This is a genomic window from Streptomyces sp. NPDC003042 (assembly GCF_053591315.1).
The window spans coordinates 15,318-29,311 of the sequence record NZ_JBSFTP010000056.1; the positions used below are offsets into that span (position 1 = coordinate 15,318).

The window sequence follows — 13,994 nt, forward strand, 5'->3', positions numbered from 1 at the left end:
GCCCGATGTCAGGCGGTGGCGGGTTCCTTCGCCAGCGCCGCGACCTCGTCGAGTACGCCGGCCAGCTCGGCCGCGAGGTCCGCCGGGGCCTCGAAGCCCTCGTCCCCGATCAGGGCGTTGATGCCGGGGATGGCCACCGACCGCTCGGCGGGCAGCATGCCGAGCCGGGTGAGCACCGGCAGCAGCATCTCGGCGGCCGGCGCGCCGCCGGTGGGGCCGGCGCTGTAGCTGACCAGGCCGACCGGCTTGCCCTGCCACTCGCGGTACAGGAAGTCGATGGCGTTCTTGAACGGCGCGGTGAAACCGCCGTTGTACATCGGCAGGACGAAGACGAACGCGTCGGCGGAGTCGACGAGGGCGCTCCAGTCGAGGGTGTGCTGGTGGGTGTAGATGCCGCTGGAGGCGTACTCGGGCTCGTCGAGGAAGGGCAGCGCGATCTCGCCGAGGTCCACGGGGGTGACCTCGAAGCCGCCGTGCTCGCGGGCCCGGTCGGTGACCCAGCGGGCCAGGGGGCGGCCGGAGGAGGTGGGGCGGGTGGCGGCGGAGATGACGTGCAGGCGCGTCATGCGGGAACTCCCTCAGGTGGTCGGTGGTGGCGCCAGTCTGGTTGTTGACGTGTCACCTAGCAAAACCGGTGATCGGTGATATGTCAACTAGGTAGGTGACGTATCACCGACTTCAGTACTAGGGTTGCCCCATGACGGAAGCCCCCGAGCCCGAGCCTCGCTGGCTCACCGAGTCCGAGCAGCAGGCCTGGTACGCGTGGCGGCGCATGTTTCCGCTGGTCAACGCCGGTATCGCGCGCGACCTCAGCCAGGACAGTGCGCTCTCCGAGGCCGACTACGACGTCCTGTCGGTGCTCGGCTCCACCGAGGGCCACGGCATGCGGATCAGTGCGCTCGCGGTGCTGATGCAGTGGTCGCGCAGCCGGCTGTCCCACCAGCTCACCCGGATGGAGCAGCGCGGCCTCGTCCGCCGCGAGGAGGTGGCCTCGGACGCGCGCGGGGCGGAGGTGGTGCTGACCCCCTCCGGGGTGGACGCGATCACGGCGGCAGCCCCGCTGCACGTGGAATCCGTACGGCGGCACCTGATCGACGTCCTGACCCCGGAGCAACTGCGCACCTTCGCCGAGGTGGGCGAGGCGCTCCGCGTACGGTTCGGCATCGCCCGCAAGGAGTAGCGCCTTCAGGGCCGCCAGGCGACGCGGTGCTCCGACAAGTGGGCCAGGACCGAGTGGTTCGCCTCCCACCCATCGGGGCTGTGTTCACCGGCCGCCTCCGGCGGCGTGCCGGACTCCGTCCGGCGTCAGGGCCGCCAGGCGATCCGGTGCTCCGACAAGTGAGCCAGGACCGAGTGGTTCGCCTCCCACCCATCCGGGAACTTCACCGTCACCCCCAGCTGCACGGGCTCCGTCGACGGGTGGTCGTCCAGCAGTTCCGCTATGCCCGCGCGGGCCACCACCACGCAGGCGTGCCGGTGCCGCGAGGCCAGGACGCACAGGCGGCCCGTCTCCAGGTGGAACGCCGTCGCGTCGGGGCGGCCCGACAGCGGGTGGAGCACCACCGTGAGGTCGTACTCGCGCCCCTGGAGCCGGTTCGCCGTGTCCACCGTGACGCCGGTGACGCCGAGCGACGCCAGGGCCGCGCGGATGGCCGCCGCCTGGTCGCGGTGGGCGGTGCCGACGGCGATCCGGTCCGGGGTGAGCGGCGTCGGGGCCGGGGAGTGCTCGTCGCTGGTGACCGCCCCGCGGTCCAGGGCCCGGCGGACCACCAGCGCGGCCGCCCGTACCGCCTCCGGGTCGGTGCGCGGGGTGTGCCGCGCGGGCAGCTCCAGCAGGCCCCAGCCCGACTCGGCGGCCTCGTCGAGCACCCGGTCGGGGCCCGAGCCGTCGCCCGCGACCCCGTACGAGAGCCGCCGGTCGCCGTGGCCCGTACCGCTGCGGAACTGGCTGTACGGGTAGAAGGCGCGCGAGACCAGCGGCGCGGCCGTCGCCGGGAGCCGCCAGGACACCGGCAGCCGGTGCTGCGGCAGCTGCGGATTGTGCGCCAGCAGCGTGGACACCGCCGACGCCGAAGGGTCGTAGGACAGGCCGGCCCACTGCTCGGCGCCGACCACGCTGAACGGGTCCAGCTGCCCCGGGTCGCCCACGAACAGCGCCCGCTCGAACAGCCCGGCCACGGCCAGCAGCGCGTCCGAGCGCATCTGGTACGCCTCGTCCACGATGGCGTGCTGCCAGGGCTCGGTGTCCTTGACGTACGCCCACTTCGCCGCCGTCGACAGGGTGATCGGCAGCTCCGCGAAATCACCCGCCTTCGCGGACAGGGTCACCGAGGACAGCTCGCGCAGCGCCGGATCGTACGCGTCCCCGTCGCTGCTGTGCAGCCGGCCGACCGGCAGGTCCGGATCCTTCTCGTGGAGCCGCATCACCAGGTCGTCGACCTGGGCGTTGGTCTGCGCGACCACCATCAGCCGGCGTCCGGCGGCGGCCAGCTCCCGCGCGGCGCGCACCACGAGCGTCGATTTGCCGGCCCCGGGCGGGGAATCCACCACCACGCCCCGCTCGGTGCCGTACAGGGTGTCGCGCAGGATGGCGGCGGTCGCCTGGGCGGCGGCAGCGCCCGGGTCGAAGGCGGTCACAGGACGTCCTCGTCGGTCACGGCGTCGGGCTGGGGAACGGCGGCGGCCATGGATCCCGGCGGTCCGCCGTGCGTCCACGGGGTGTTCTCCGGGTCGGGGAGCTTGGGGCCGCCGCGCGCGTCGTGCTCGAACAGCGTCCAGCACACCCGGTCGCCCTTCTCCGGCACCGAACCCGGCACGGGCTCCCGGCCCGCGCCCATCTTGTCGAGCAGCCGCAGCACCAGATGCCCGTCCTCCTCGCGCCGTACGAATTCGGCGGCCTGCTGGCGTCCCTCCAGCGAGCGGAACACCTTCCCGCCGCCTCCGTCCGCGAGCTGTGGCCGGTCGGCCGTGGCCATCGTGACCAGCGGGCGGGGGCGCGGCCGCTTCCCTTCCGTCCATTCCATCAGCACTTCGGTGACCTCACCGGCGAAGGCCTCGCCCGCGAGCCGCCGGCCCGCCATGACGAGCGGGTCGTCCAGGGCCTCCTGGGCGTCGAGCCGTACCTGCTCGGTCTCCCGCGTGGCCAGCTTCTGGGCGGCCGTCACCGCGTCGTCGCGGCGCGGCTGCGGCGGTTCGCCCGCGCGGACGCGGTCCCGGTGGCCGGTGAAGGACCAGCGGTCGCGGGTCCAGCGCTCCTCGGCCCGCTCGCCCGGCGGCAGCGTGCGCAGCAGGTCGATCGCCTCCCACGTCTTGCGCCAGGTGCTCTCCATCTGCTCCGCGACCAGCCGCCGGACCGCCCGCTCGGCTGGCCCTGCGGCCTCCGTGTCCCCCGCGCGGCCTGCCCGGGCGGCGTCGAACCGGGCGATCGCCGGGGCGAGCAGCTTGTTGTCGAAGGCCGGGTCGGTGGCCGGGCCCGCCGGGGGGACCAGCAACTGGCCGTCCTTGTCCCGCGCCAGCTCCGCGCGCAGCGCCCACTCGGCCCCCGAGACGCCCTCCGGCGGAGCCATCCAGCCCAGCAGTGAGCCGAGGTGCTGGTCCTCCAGGTTGCTCTGGCCGGTCGCCCAGTGCCGCCCGAGCAGGTCCGTGGCCGACAGCAGCATCGAGGAGCCCGGCACCCGGGCACGCTCGGCGAGGTGCGTGAACCAGCGGCCCAGCAGCGGCACCTGGGTGGGCGCCGGATACGGATTGTCCGGGTCCTCCTCGGCCGTCCGCCGGAACCGCATCGAGCGGCCCAGCAGCCGTACGTACTCGATGCCCGCCCGGCTCGGCACGATGATCTGCGGCGCGTCCACGCACAGCTCGGCCTCGACCTTGACCTTCTTGCCGCTCTCCGGATCGGTCTCGGTCCGCTCGGCCGGCTCCACGACGTCCGCGTAGGCGTCGAGGTAGGGCATCACGCTCTGCGCCAGAGCGGCCAGGAACTCCCAGCGCAGGTCCCGGTCACGCGGCTGCGGTATCACGAGGACCCGCGGATCGTCCCGGTCGGTGCCCACCATCGCGCCGAGCGGAGCCCCCGCCTCACCGGCCGTGGTCAGCGGTACGAAGACCAGCGGGCGCTCGCTCAGATGGCGGTGCCGTACGGTCGCGAGCGGCTGGGCGCGGCCCGCGCGGACCGCCTCCAGCCGGGCCAGGGTGCTCAGCAGGGACATGCGGACGTCTCCGGTACGTGGTGCGGCGGTCGGGCGGCGGCCCACTCCAGCGCCTCGGCGCGCAGCCGGGCCGCGTGGCGCAGGGCGGCGGCGGTGGGGTCGTCGGCGGTCCGATCGTCGGCCGGGCCCGCACCGGTGGCCGCCGCGAGGGCCGCCTCGACCGTGGTCAGCCCGCCCAGCTCACCCCGTACGGAACGGCCCAGCGCGGTCGGCTCGCCGGCGGCGCGGGACCGCTCACGGCAGTGGAAGGCCAGCTCGCAGGCGGCCAGGCACTCGGGGGCGTAGGCGGCGGAGACGGCGGACACCGCCTCGGTCAGCTCCCCGGCGGGCCGGGCGGGATCAAAGCTGAGCCCCTCGGGCAGCGCCGCGGCCAGTTCCTCGACCCGGGTCAGCCGCTCCAGCTGGCGGCGGGTCACGGAGCGCTCGCGGCGGACGTCGACGAGCGCGGCGGTGGGCAGGTTGGAGAAGTCCTTCGGGCAGACGAGCACGACCTGGTGGCCCACCTCGGCCCCCGCCAGCTTCTCGGCGGTCTGCTCCAGGGCCAGCACGTAGACGGCGGCCTGGCGCGCGGCGGCCCCCACCTTCGCGGCGTCGGCGGCCCCGTCGATCATCGGGAACGACTTGATCTCCACCACGGTCCAGCGGCCGTCGGGATGCACCACGACGGCGTCCGGCTCCAGGTACGCGGGAGTGCCCGCCACCTCCAGGGCCAGCATCGGATGGTCGAGCAGCGTCCAGGCCCGCGCGGCGGTGGCCTCGCGCAGGGCCAGCGCGGTGCGGGCGGCGCGCCCCTCGGGCCCGGCGGCGGTGAGATCGGGGACGCGGGCGTCCGGGCCGGGCGGCTCGGCCGCGCCGCCGAGACGGCCGTGGACCAGGCGCAGCAGTTCGGCTCCGCCGTCGCCCTTGGCCCGGGCCTCGAAGGAGTTGCCGCGGATGATCGCGAACTGCGACTGCCCGAAGGGGGCGGGCGAGCCGAGGGCCGCCGCCAGAGCGGTCTTGTCCACACCGGCGCCGTCGAGCAGGGCCCGTCTGCCGCAGCCGGGGTTGGCGGCGAGCGCGGCGAGGGCCCGGGCGTCGAGCGGGCGGGGCGGCACGGCGGGGCCGCGCAGGTCGGCGAGCCGCTGCCGCAGTGTCGTCGTCTGCGGTGTGGTCTGCGGGTGGCCGCTGGGCGGGTAGGAGCTCACGGGCGGAAGTGTCCCATCCGCCACTGACAATCGTGGACTTACCGCGGAAACGGGCCGGTTGCGGGCCGGTTGCCGACGGCTGCGGACTGGTTGCCGACTGCTGCGCACCGGGTGCTCCGCGGGCCCGTGTTCACGTCGTGGATGATGGACGGACGACGGAATCGCCGACGAACCCTCATGGACCGGGAGAAATTCACATGGCCCCCCGCATCCTGCTGGCCCGCCACGGCCAGACGGCGTGGTCCCAGCTCGGCAAGCACACCGGACGCACGGACGTGCCGCTGCTGGAGGAGGGCAAGCGGGGTGCGAAGCAGCTCGGCGAGCGGCTGGCCCGCGAACCCTGGGCGAACCTGCGCGGCCTGGAGGTGCGCACCAGCCCCCTGGTCCGCGCGAGCGAGAGCTGCGCCCTGGCGGGCTTCGGGGTCCAGGCCGAGCCCTGGGACACCCTCATGGAGTGGGACTACGGCGACTACGAGGGCATGACCCCGGCCGAGATCCAGGCGGTCCGGCCGGGCTGGCTGATCTGGCGCGACGGGGTTCCCGGCGGCGAATCCGTCGCCGATGTCGCGGCCCGCGCGGACGAGGTCGTCACCTGGGCCCGCTCGGCCGAGCGCGACGTCCTGGTCTTCGCCCACGGCCACATCCTGCGTACGCTCGCCGCCCGCTGGCTCGGCTTCGAGGCCTCCTTCGGCGCCCGCATCCGGCTGGACCCCACCTCGCTGTCGGTGCTGGGCTGGGCCTATGGGGCCCCCGCGCTGGAGCGCTGGAACGACACGGGACACCTGGACGGATAGACGGATAGACGGATAGACGGATAGACGGCTAGGGGAGGCGGAGCGCCGGAGCCGGCCCGCGCCGCGGTTCAGACCGTCGCGTGCCGGGTCAGGAAGGCGCCCACGCGCGGGGAACGCTGATGCGGGACCAGGGTGCGGGCCGTCCCGGCGAGCACCGACCGGATCCGGGTCGACTGGACCTCGCCGAGCAGGTCCAGCACCCGCCCGCCCGCCCAGGCGGCCTCGTCGGGCGCTCCCGCGTGGGCCAGGTCGTCGGCGAGCTCGGCCGTGTAGAGGGCGACGTTCCGCGCGAAGTGCGGGTCCTGGAGGTCCGCCGCGCGCCGGGCGTGCCGGGCCGCGCGGGCGTGCTCGCCGAGCGCCGACCAGCACCGTGCCTCCAGGTACTCCAGCTCGGCCTCGCCGAAGAAGGACATCCACTCGGGGTCGGCTCCCGACGCACCCCGGGCGAACTCCGTGTGCGCGCGGGTCAGCGCCTCCTCGCAGGCCTTGCGGTCGGCGAGCCCCGACCAGCCGCCCGCCTCCCGCAGCGCCAGCAGGGCCAGCAGCCGCGGGGAGCCGAGCGAGCGGGCCGCGCGCCGGCCCGCCTGGGCCGCCCGTACGGACTCGCGCGGGCGACCGCAGTCCCGGGCCAGGAAGGCCATGTTGCTGAAGGCGTGCGCCTCCAGGGCCGCGTCCCCCGACACCCGGGCGGTGGCCAGCGCCTCCCCGTAGTGGGAGCGGGCGTCGTCGAAGCGGCCCGAGTCGTGGGCCAGCCAGCCCACGGAGACGGCCAGTTCCCCGGCGCCCGCGTGCAGCCGGTCCTCGGTGGACTGCCGGGTGGCGCCCGCGTCGAGCAACGCGTAGGCGGTGCGCAGGGGTTCCGCCGCCCGCCGGTAGAGGGCGTCGGCGCCGTGCCGGTCGTCCAGCAGCCGGATCTGGCGTACGGCGTCCTCGACGGCGGCGGCCTCGGCCTCGCCGGCGCGGGACGGGAGCCGGCGCGTGTCGCCGAGCAGGGTGAGGCCGAGCGTCGCGGCCGCCACGGTCGCGGAGCCGCCCGCCATGAACGCGCGACGCAGCACGTCGCTCTCCTTGGAACGGTGGACGAGGTGGGCGAAGACGGGCTGCGCCGGGACGGCGCGCTGCGCGGACCTCCCGCGCACCGCCTCGCGGGGGGAGAAACCGAGGTCGGCCAGGGCCAGGCCGGGGAACATGTGGAGGAAGACCCGCTCGTAGGCGTAGTTGGGGCAGCGGATCTCCCCCGACTCGACCCGGCCGATGTAACGGGCGTCGCAGGAAACCGTTTCGCCGATCTCCCGTGCGGCCCGGCGTACCAGGGCCGCGAACTCGGCCGGCGAGTGCTGTCCGCGCAGCCGGCGGAAGGAGGAGTTGGGTGAGTGGGGGGACGCCGCCATCGGGTTCCCTTCGTGGGTACTCCGTCCTATGGGGCGGAGGTGAACGAAGCTCCTGCGGAGCAGGGCAGGGTGCGGCGATTCGCCGCCAGGCGGATCGCCGTTACACGTGCGGTCAACGTGTGATCTCGCCTTCTGGGCGGGTGGTGTAGGCGTAGCCGTCTGCGGGGTTGGATGTGGTCGATGTTGAGGGGCACGCCCGTGGTGCCGCAGTAGGCGCAGGCCCGTCCCCACTTCGCGAGGAGGTATTCGCGGGCCTCCATACCGTGCAAGGTGCCGTGCTGGTACTCCGCGGCCTCCAGTGGCTTCCCTGCGGAGATGGCGTGGGTGTCGAACGCGACCCGCTCCACATGCACCGCCCGCACCGGAGCCCAGCCTGCGAGCCGGTCCACCCAGCTCGTGGTGGTCACGACCCGGTGCGCCAGGGATGGGGCGAGCCAGCCCCCCGGCCGGGTGCGGTTGGAGAAGCGAGGGGCCCGGTAGCGCAGGTTCCGCGAGCGGCGGCCCCTGCGGTAGGCGGCACGCTGCTCCATCTTCTTACGGATGGTCGCGCCCCGGTGGTCGAGCTGGACCGCGAACCTGGCCCGCCGCTCACCAGCCCGCGCGGTGAACACGGCGATCCCGGTGTACTTGCTGCCGGGATCGATCCCGACTTCCACACCATCCACCTCCGACTCGGAGACCGTGCGGTCCTTCAACCGGATCACGAACGGTGTACGCCGGGCAACGACTGCCCGGCCCTTCTTGAGGAGCTTGCGCGCCCTCGCGGGCGTGGTGGGCTGGAGCGGGTGCCCGTGCTTGTCGAGCACGAACACGCTGGGGTGCCGCTCACGCGGCTCCTCCCCTGCCCCAGACGGGGGCGCGGGGGTGACGCCACCACCGCCAGGTGAAGCGGTAGTGGTCTCCTCTCGCACATGTTCCACGCCCGGCGCCTTACGGCCTTCGAGCCCCGTTTCGTCCCTGCTCCCAGGGTTGTCTGCTGACTCGAATTCGAGAGCAAGCTGCTGAGGAAGCACAGCTCGGTCGGTCTTCTGTCGTACGTGAAACGTAGCCAACTGGTCACCTCCTTCTTGTTGTTGGCTGGTGCTGGACACACAAAGCTCGACCCTCGACCGAGGGCAGGCTCCGGCCTTCCAGGCCGGGGAGCGTGTGACGGACGTGGCCTCTCTGGACAGTCGCATCGGCCGGAGCGGGGCTCCGGCGCGCATGAACGTGCGGGGCTCCGGCGCGCATGAACGTACCGCCGGAGACGGCCGGTTCACGCGGTGTTTGGCTACAAAAGGGATATCTCACCCGCGATCCGCCATGAACTGCCATCCTTTGCGGCGTCTTGCCGCCGCACCTGTTGACGTTCCCGTGCGTTGAACCCATGCGGATACGGATCGAGGAGGGGTTCCCTTGGTGGAGGCCGGCATGGACAGTACTGCAACGAACACTGCCCCCGAGCCCGGCGGGACCCCGGACCTGGATCTGGTGACCGTGCCCGCCCGGCAGGGCCTGGAGGCGGTGGACATCATCCGCCGCGGAGCCGGCCACGCCACCCCAGGCGTCGGCCCGGTGCTGCACGACGGCTCCGGCGGCACCCTCGGATTCCTCGTCCCGCCCGGCACCGCCGACGCCTGGGACCTGCCCGGCAGCGCCTGTACGCACACCGACGGACGCGGCATGCGCTTCGGCGACGCGGCCTCCCCCACCGCGGGACCCACCAGCTGGCTGCTGCCGCCCGAGGCCGTGGGGCCGGTCACCGATCCCGAGGTGCTGCGCGCGGCGCTCGGCGAGGCAGCCCGGCTGATCGAGGCGGCCGACAACTGCCGCTGATGCGCTGACCAGCCATAATGGTGGCGTGGCAGGTAAACGTAAGGGCAAGGGCGGCAGCGGTGGCGGCGGCCGGGGCGGCGGCGCCGAGCCCGTCGTCGGGCAGGTGGGCGGCGGCCAGGCGGAGCTGACCCCGGACCGCGAACGCTCGCGTGCCTGGACCCTGCTGATCGACGGCGCGCCCCAGTCGCACGTGGACCTGGACGACCCCGGACACCTGGACTTCGCCTACCAGCGCCGGATCGGCCACCTGATCGACCTGATCGCACCCGCCCGCCAGCCGCTGAACGTGGTGCACCTGGGCGGCGGCGCCTTCACCCTCGCCCGCTACACGGCCGCCTCCCGCCCCCGCTCCACGCAGCAGATCGTGGAGATCGACGCCGCGCTCGTGGCCTTCGTACGCGAACACCTGCCGCTCGACCCCCAGGCGCGGATCCGCGTACGCGCCGTGGACGCGCGGGAGGGCCTGGCCAAGGTGCCGGACGGCTGGGCGGACCTGATCGTCGCGGACGTGTTCAGCGGCGCGCGCACCCCGGCGCACCTGACCAGCACCGAGTTCCTGGACGACGTACGCCGTGCCCTCGCGCCCACCGGCTGGTACGTGGCCAACCTCGCGGACGGTCCGCCGCTGACCCACCTGCGGAGCCAGATCGCCACCGCCGCGTCGCGGTTCACGGAGCTGGCGCTGGCGGCCGACCCGGTGGTGTGGCGGGGGAAGCGCTTCGGCAACGCGGTGCTCGTCGCCGCCGACCGGGACCTGCCGGTCGCGGAGTTCACCCGGCGGGTGGCGAGCGACCCGCATCCCGGGCGCGTGGAACACGGTCGGGCGCTGGCGGACTTCACGGGCGGAGCCCCCGCCGTCGCGGACGCCTCGGCGGTGGCTTCACCGGCGCCGCCGCCGTCGGTGTTCTGCTAGGTCCGGTATGGATCAGTAGTGAAAGCGCGCAGCTCAGGCCGCTATCTTTCATCCACCTGGACCAGCGGCGGGTGGTCGTGCCAGGTGCAGAAGACCGATACCTCGCGGCCGTCGCGGGTGAAGGTGACCCGGATCCAGAAGTCCTGCTTCCACACCTGCATCCGCCAGCCGGCCTCCGGGGTCGCCGAGACCAGCTCGGCCGAGGAGGGACCGAGGTCGAGGACGACCCGGCCGCCCGAGACCGAGTACCCCTTCACGTTCCCCGCCGCGCTCTCGCCCGGCTCCGGGGGCGGGGGAGGGGTGGGCGGTGACGCGGACTTCGGTTTCGCGGCCGGGGCCGACGGGGACGGGGTCGCTGACGGCGATGCGGACGGGGACGCGGAGGCGGACGGGCCGGGGTCGGGGGAAGGCGGCGGCGGATCCGGGTGCTGCGTCGAGGAGGCCAGCGGCACGGTGGTGAGCGGAACGGCGAGCGGAGGATCGTAGGCCGTCCCGGACATGACGGTGTGCACGCCCCACCACGACAGTGTCACGGCCGCGGCGGTCGCCAGGAGCCAGGCCAGGGCATGTACCAGTCCTCGTCGCATCAGGGCACATACTGCACCACCGGTCACAGAGCCGCCCCGGCACCTCCCGGGGTCCCCCCAATGGACTACCGTGCGGCCATGGCTAGTGTGCTCGTGGTCGAGGACGACCAGTTCGTACGTTCCGCCCTCATCCGGCACCTGAGCGAGGCCTCCCACACCGTGCGGAGCGTCGGCACGGCCCTGGAGGCCCTGCGCGAAGTCGCCCACCACCGCTTCGACGTGGTGATCCTGGACCTCGGCCTGCCCGACCTCGACGGGTCGGAGGCGCTGAAGATGCTGCGCGGCATCACCGACGTGCCGGTCATCATCGCCACCGCGCGCGACGACGAGGCCGAGATCGTCCGGCTGCTCAACGACGGCGCCGACGACTACCTGACGAAACCGTTCTCCGTGGAGCACCTCTCCGCCCGGATGGCCGCCGTCCTGCGCCGTTCCCAGGCCGCCGGGGCCGAACCGCCCTCGCGCGTGCTGCGGGTCGGCGGACTGGCCATCGACCCGCTGCGCCGCCAGGCCGAGCTGGACGGGGCCGTCCTGGACCTCACCCGGCGGGAGTTCGACCTCCTGGCCTTCCTCGCCGGGCGCCCCGGCGTGGTCGTGGCCCGGCGCGAGCTGCTGGCCGAGGTCTGGCAGCAGTCGTACGGCGACGACCAGACCATCGACGTGCACCTGTCCTGGCTGCGCCGCAAGCTCGGCGAGACCGCCGCCAGCCCGCGCTACCTCCACACGTTGCGGGGAGTGGGAGTCAAGCTGGAGCCCCCCGCGTGAGATGGGCGCTGGTCAAGGTGTGCCTCGCGGTCACCGTCATGGTCGTCGTGGCCTTCGCCGTGCCGCTGGGGCTGGTGGTGCAGGAGATGGCCAGCGACCGCGCCTTCTCCAACGCCGAACGGCAGGCCGCCACCATGGGGCCGACCCTGTCCATCACCACCGATCCGGTGCAGCTGCGCAAGGCCGTGGAGTCGACCGCGATGGGCGCCGCCCGGCGGATGGCCGTCCACGTGCCCGCCATCGGCGGAGCCGCCGCCGTGGACATCGGCGAGGGCTGGGCGGGCGCGCACGCGGTGGCCGAGACCCGCAGCCTCGGTCGGGCGACGACCGCCGAGGTGGCGGGCGGAGGCTCGGCGCTGCTCCAGCCCACCGCGCTCGGGTCCGGGGACATCGCGGTGGTGGAGATCCTCGTACCGGAGAGCGAGGTCAGCAACGGCGTCGCCACCGCCTGGGTGGTCCTCGCCGGCGTCGGGCTCGCCCTGATCGTCGGCTCGGTGGCGGTCGCGGACCGGCTCGGCGCACGCCTCGTACGGCCCGCCGAGCGGCTCGCGGAAGCCGCGCACCAGCTGGGGGAGGGGCGGCTCGGGGCGCGGGTGCCCGAGGAGGGCCCGAAGGAACTCCGCTCGGCGGCCGTCGCGTTCAACTCGATGGCCGACCAGGTCGTGGAACTCCTCGCCAACGAGCGGGAACTGGCCGCCGACCTCTCGCACCGGCTGCGGACGCCGCTGACGGTGCTGCGGCTCAACGCGGCCTCGCTCGGGGACGGTCCGGCCGCCGAGCACACGCGGGCGGCGGTGGAACAGCTGGAACGGGAGGTCGACACGATCATCCGTACCGCCCGCGAACAGCGACCGGCCACCGGCCCGGTCGGCGCGGGTGCCGGTCCGGGCCCGGGCGCGGGCTGTGACGCCTCCGAGGTGATCCGCGACCGGATGGCCTTCTGGGCGGCGCTCGCCGAGGACGAGGGCCGCGAGGTCCGGCTCGCGGGCGTGGAGCGCACCGTACGCATCCCCGTGGCCCGCCCCGAGCTGGCGGCGGCCCTCGACGCCATGCTCGGCAACGTCTTCCGGCACACCCCCGAGGGCACCCCCTTCGCGGTGGACGTGCACGACGCCGGGGGCGCCGTCATCGTCCTCGTCTCGGACGCGGGCCCGGGCATCGCCGACCCGGACGCGGCGCTGCGGCGCGGCAACGACGGCGGCCGGGACGGCTCGACGGGGCTCGGCCTGGACATCGTGCGGCGGGTCGCGGAGTCGACCGGCGGTGACGTACGCCTGGGGCGCTCGGTACTCGGCGGGACCGAGGTACGGGTGTGGATCGCGCTGGACGACCGGGCCCGGGGCGGCGAGCGCGGGACGGGCGCCCGGCGTGGCCGGCGCAAGCGGCGGGGCGACTGACGTACGGCGTGGCCGGCGCAAGCGGCCGGGAGACTGACGTACGGCCGGGGCGGGCAACCGATGTACTCGGGGGGCGCGCCTCGCGGGGGGGATGTCCGCAGGTCGGTACGGTCCGGCCCATGGACACCCTCATCTTCGGCGGCCTCCTCGCCACCCTGATCGCCATGTACCGGGACACGTCCCGGACCGTGGTGCTCGGCGCCTGGTGGATCATGCTCGTCGCCGTGATCCTGCTGATGGCGCACCACGTCACCAGCAGTCTCGCCCTCACCCTGAACTACTGACGCCGTGGCCGCGATGAGCAGCCTCCTCCCGGACGCCCCGCCGACGGGCGGGCTGCTCGGGCGGGTCCAGTACTGGTTCGCCTGCTTCTTCGCCATCGGCTGGACGGGTGTCGTCTGCGGGGGCCTCTTCTACCAGTTCGGGCTGTGGGAGTACCCCTGCCCGCTCTGCATCGTGCAGCGGATGTGCATGCTGCTGGCCGCGATGGGCGCGGCGTACATCGTCCGTACGGCGCTGGTGCGCGGCGTGGTGACCGGCCGCGACTACATGACGGGCTGGGGGCTGGCCCTGGTCGCGGTGATCGCGGGCTCCTTCGCGTCGTGGCGGCAGACGACGCTGCACATCCTGCCGGGGGACAAGGGGTACGGGAGCGAGGTGTTCGGACTGCACCTGTACGTATGGGCGTGGATCCTCTTCCAGGCCTCGGTCGTCGCCGTCGGTGTCGTCCTGGCCTTCGCCCACTCGACTGCGGACCGCTCGGTTCCGGCGACCGGACCGGGGCCGCTGCGCACGGTCGGCACGATCACGCTGGGCTTCCTCGGCCTGGTCCTCGCCGTCAACCTCGTGGCCGTCTTCTTCGAGGAGGGCTTCCACTTCTTCCTGCCGGACGATCCGACCCGCTATCAGCTCCTGTACGACCTGGGGATCCTGGACTAGG

General features: G+C 73.8%; 15 protein-coding genes. 8 read left to right on the forward strand and 7 right to left on the reverse strand.

Going from position 1 to position 13,994, the window contains the following annotated elements; all coding sequences use genetic code 11:
* Nucleotides 1-8: 8 nt before the first annotated feature.
* The gene (locus tag ACWDYJ_RS24845; RefSeq protein WP_451567792.1) at nt 9-566 is read right to left on the reverse strand and encodes an NADPH-dependent FMN reductase; all 558 of its coding nucleotides are present in this window, start codon (nt 564-566) and stop codon (nt 9-11) included.
* Nucleotides 567-697: 131 nt separating this feature from the next.
* Here ACWDYJ_RS24845 and ACWDYJ_RS24850 point away from each other — a divergent pair, with 131 nt between their 5' ends.
* Nucleotides 698-1,180 carry a MarR family winged helix-turn-helix transcriptional regulator gene (locus ACWDYJ_RS24850; protein WP_451567793.1) on the forward strand — a complete coding sequence of 161 codons (483 nt, stop codon included), beginning with the start codon at nt 698-700 and terminating at the stop codon, nt 1,178-1,180.
* 125 nt (nt 1,181-1,305) lie between these two features.
* On the opposite strand, the gene ACWDYJ_RS24855 is transcribed toward ACWDYJ_RS24850, so the two are convergent.
* The 3 genes from ACWDYJ_RS24855 to ACWDYJ_RS24865 are packed head-to-tail and all read right to left on the reverse strand — an operon-like array spanning nt 1,306 to nt 5,392.
* Nucleotides 1,306-2,637: an AAA domain-containing protein gene (locus ACWDYJ_RS24855; protein WP_451567794.1), complete on the reverse strand. Its 1,332-nt coding sequence runs from the start codon at nt 2,635-2,637 to the stop codon at nt 1,306-1,308.
* Nucleotides 2,634-4,208 (reverse strand): hypothetical protein, encoded by a 1,575-nt coding sequence (locus ACWDYJ_RS24860; protein WP_451567795.1) that lies wholly within the window; start codon nt 4,206-4,208, stop codon nt 2,634-2,636. Before ACWDYJ_RS24860 ends, ACWDYJ_RS24855 begins: the two co-directional genes overlap by 4 nt.
* A complete protein-coding gene (locus tag ACWDYJ_RS24865) occupies nt 4,196-5,392 on the reverse strand; it encodes a hypothetical protein (protein ID WP_451567796.1) in 1,197 nt (398 codons plus the stop codon). The genes ACWDYJ_RS24860 and ACWDYJ_RS24865 overlap by 13 nt, the downstream gene beginning before the upstream one ends.
* A 197-nt stretch (nt 5,393-5,589) precedes the next feature.
* Between ACWDYJ_RS24865 and ACWDYJ_RS24870 the strand changes: the two genes are divergently transcribed.
* A complete protein-coding gene (locus tag ACWDYJ_RS24870) occupies nt 5,590-6,186 on the forward strand; it encodes a histidine phosphatase family protein (protein WP_451567797.1) in 597 nt (198 codons plus the stop codon).
* Nucleotides 6,187-6,254: 68 nt separating this feature from the next.
* Here ACWDYJ_RS24870 and ACWDYJ_RS24875 read toward each other — a convergent pair whose 3' ends face one another.
* Together ACWDYJ_RS24875 and iscB are read right to left on the reverse strand one after the other, a co-directional pair.
* Nucleotides 6,255-7,577 (reverse strand): tetratricopeptide repeat protein, encoded by a 1,323-nt coding sequence (locus ACWDYJ_RS24875; RefSeq protein WP_451567798.1) that lies wholly within the window; start codon nt 7,575-7,577, stop codon nt 6,255-6,257.
* Nucleotides 7,578-7,603: 26 nt separating this feature from the next.
* Nucleotides 7,604-8,383 carry an RNA-guided endonuclease IscB gene (iscB, locus tag ACWDYJ_RS24880; protein ID WP_451567799.1) on the reverse strand — a complete coding sequence of 260 codons (780 nt, stop codon included), beginning with the start codon at nt 8,381-8,383 and terminating at the stop codon, nt 7,604-7,606.
* A gap of 604 nt (nt 8,384-8,987) precedes the next feature.
* Here iscB and ACWDYJ_RS24885 point away from each other — a divergent pair.
* Together ACWDYJ_RS24885 and ACWDYJ_RS24890 are read left to right on the forward strand one after the other, a co-directional pair.
* Nucleotides 8,988-9,392, forward strand: a complete 405-nt coding sequence (locus tag ACWDYJ_RS24885) for a hypothetical protein (protein ID WP_451567800.1) — start codon at nt 8,988-8,990, stop codon at nt 9,390-9,392.
* Nucleotides 9,393-9,417: 25 nt separating this feature from the next.
* On the forward strand, nt 9,418-10,305 hold the full coding sequence (locus ACWDYJ_RS24890) for a spermidine synthase (protein ID WP_451567801.1): 888 nt from the start codon (nt 9,418-9,420) through the stop codon (nt 10,303-10,305).
* Between the two features lie 41 nt (nt 10,306-10,346).
* On the opposite strand, the gene ACWDYJ_RS24895 is transcribed toward ACWDYJ_RS24890, so the two are convergent.
* Complete coding sequence (locus ACWDYJ_RS24895) at nt 10,347-10,892, reverse strand: hypothetical protein (RefSeq protein WP_451567802.1); 546 nt, start codon at nt 10,890-10,892, stop codon at nt 10,347-10,349.
* Between the two features lie 78 nt (nt 10,893-10,970).
* Here ACWDYJ_RS24895 and ACWDYJ_RS24900 point away from each other — a divergent pair, with 78 nt between their 5' ends.
* The 4 genes from ACWDYJ_RS24900 (at nt 10,971) to ACWDYJ_RS24915 (ending at nt 13,993) form a co-directional block, all read left to right on the forward strand.
* Nucleotides 10,971-11,657, forward strand: coding sequence for a response regulator transcription factor (locus tag ACWDYJ_RS24900; protein ID WP_451567803.1), 687 nt, complete (start codon nt 10,971-10,973; stop codon nt 11,655-11,657).
* Nucleotides 11,654-13,054: a sensor histidine kinase gene (locus ACWDYJ_RS24905; protein ID WP_451567804.1), complete on the forward strand. Its 1,401-nt coding sequence runs from the start codon at nt 11,654-11,656 to the stop codon at nt 13,052-13,054. Before ACWDYJ_RS24900 ends, ACWDYJ_RS24905 begins: the two co-directional genes overlap by 4 nt.
* Before the next feature lie 119 nt (nt 13,055-13,173).
* Nucleotides 13,174-13,338: a DUF5993 family protein gene (locus ACWDYJ_RS24910; protein ID WP_451567805.1), complete on the forward strand. Its 165-nt coding sequence runs from the start codon at nt 13,174-13,176 to the stop codon at nt 13,336-13,338.
* 13 nt (nt 13,339-13,351) lie between these two features.
* The gene (locus ACWDYJ_RS24915) at nt 13,352-13,993 is read left to right on the forward strand and encodes a disulfide bond formation protein B (protein ID WP_451567806.1); all 642 of its coding nucleotides are present in this window, start codon (nt 13,352-13,354) and stop codon (nt 13,991-13,993) included.
* Nucleotide 13,994: the final 1 nt, after the last annotated feature.

Coding starts and splice junctions, on each gene's coding strand:
- ACWDYJ_RS24845 (WP_451567792.1), bottom strand. CDS start 566: ATGACGCGCCTGCACGTCATCTCCGCCGCCACCCGCCCCACCTCCTCC.
- ACWDYJ_RS24850 (WP_451567793.1), top strand. CDS start 698: ATGACGGAAGCCCCCGAGCCCGAGCCTCGCTGGCTCACCGAGTCCGAG.
- ACWDYJ_RS24860 (WP_451567795.1), bottom strand. CDS start 4,208: ATGTCCCTGCTGAGCACCCTGGCCCGGCTGGAGGCGGTCCGCGCGGGC.
- ACWDYJ_RS24870 (WP_451567797.1), top strand. CDS start 5,590: ATGGCCCCCCGCATCCTGCTGGCCCGCCACGGCCAGACGGCGTGGTCC.
- ACWDYJ_RS24875 (WP_451567798.1), bottom strand. CDS start 7,577: ATGGCGGCGTCCCCCCACTCACCCAACTCCTCCTTCCGCCGGCTGCGC.
- ACWDYJ_RS24885 (WP_451567800.1), top strand. CDS start 8,988: ATGGACAGTACTGCAACGAACACTGCCCCCGAGCCCGGCGGGACCCCG.
- ACWDYJ_RS24895 (WP_451567802.1), bottom strand. CDS start 10,892: ATGCGACGAGGACTGGTACATGCCCTGGCCTGGCTCCTGGCGACCGCC.
- ACWDYJ_RS24900 (WP_451567803.1), top strand. CDS start 10,971: ATGGCTAGTGTGCTCGTGGTCGAGGACGACCAGTTCGTACGTTCCGCC.
- ACWDYJ_RS24910 (WP_451567805.1), top strand. CDS start 13,174: ATGGACACCCTCATCTTCGGCGGCCTCCTCGCCACCCTGATCGCCATG.
- ACWDYJ_RS24915 (WP_451567806.1), top strand. CDS start 13,352: ATGAGCAGCCTCCTCCCGGACGCCCCGCCGACGGGCGGGCTGCTCGGG.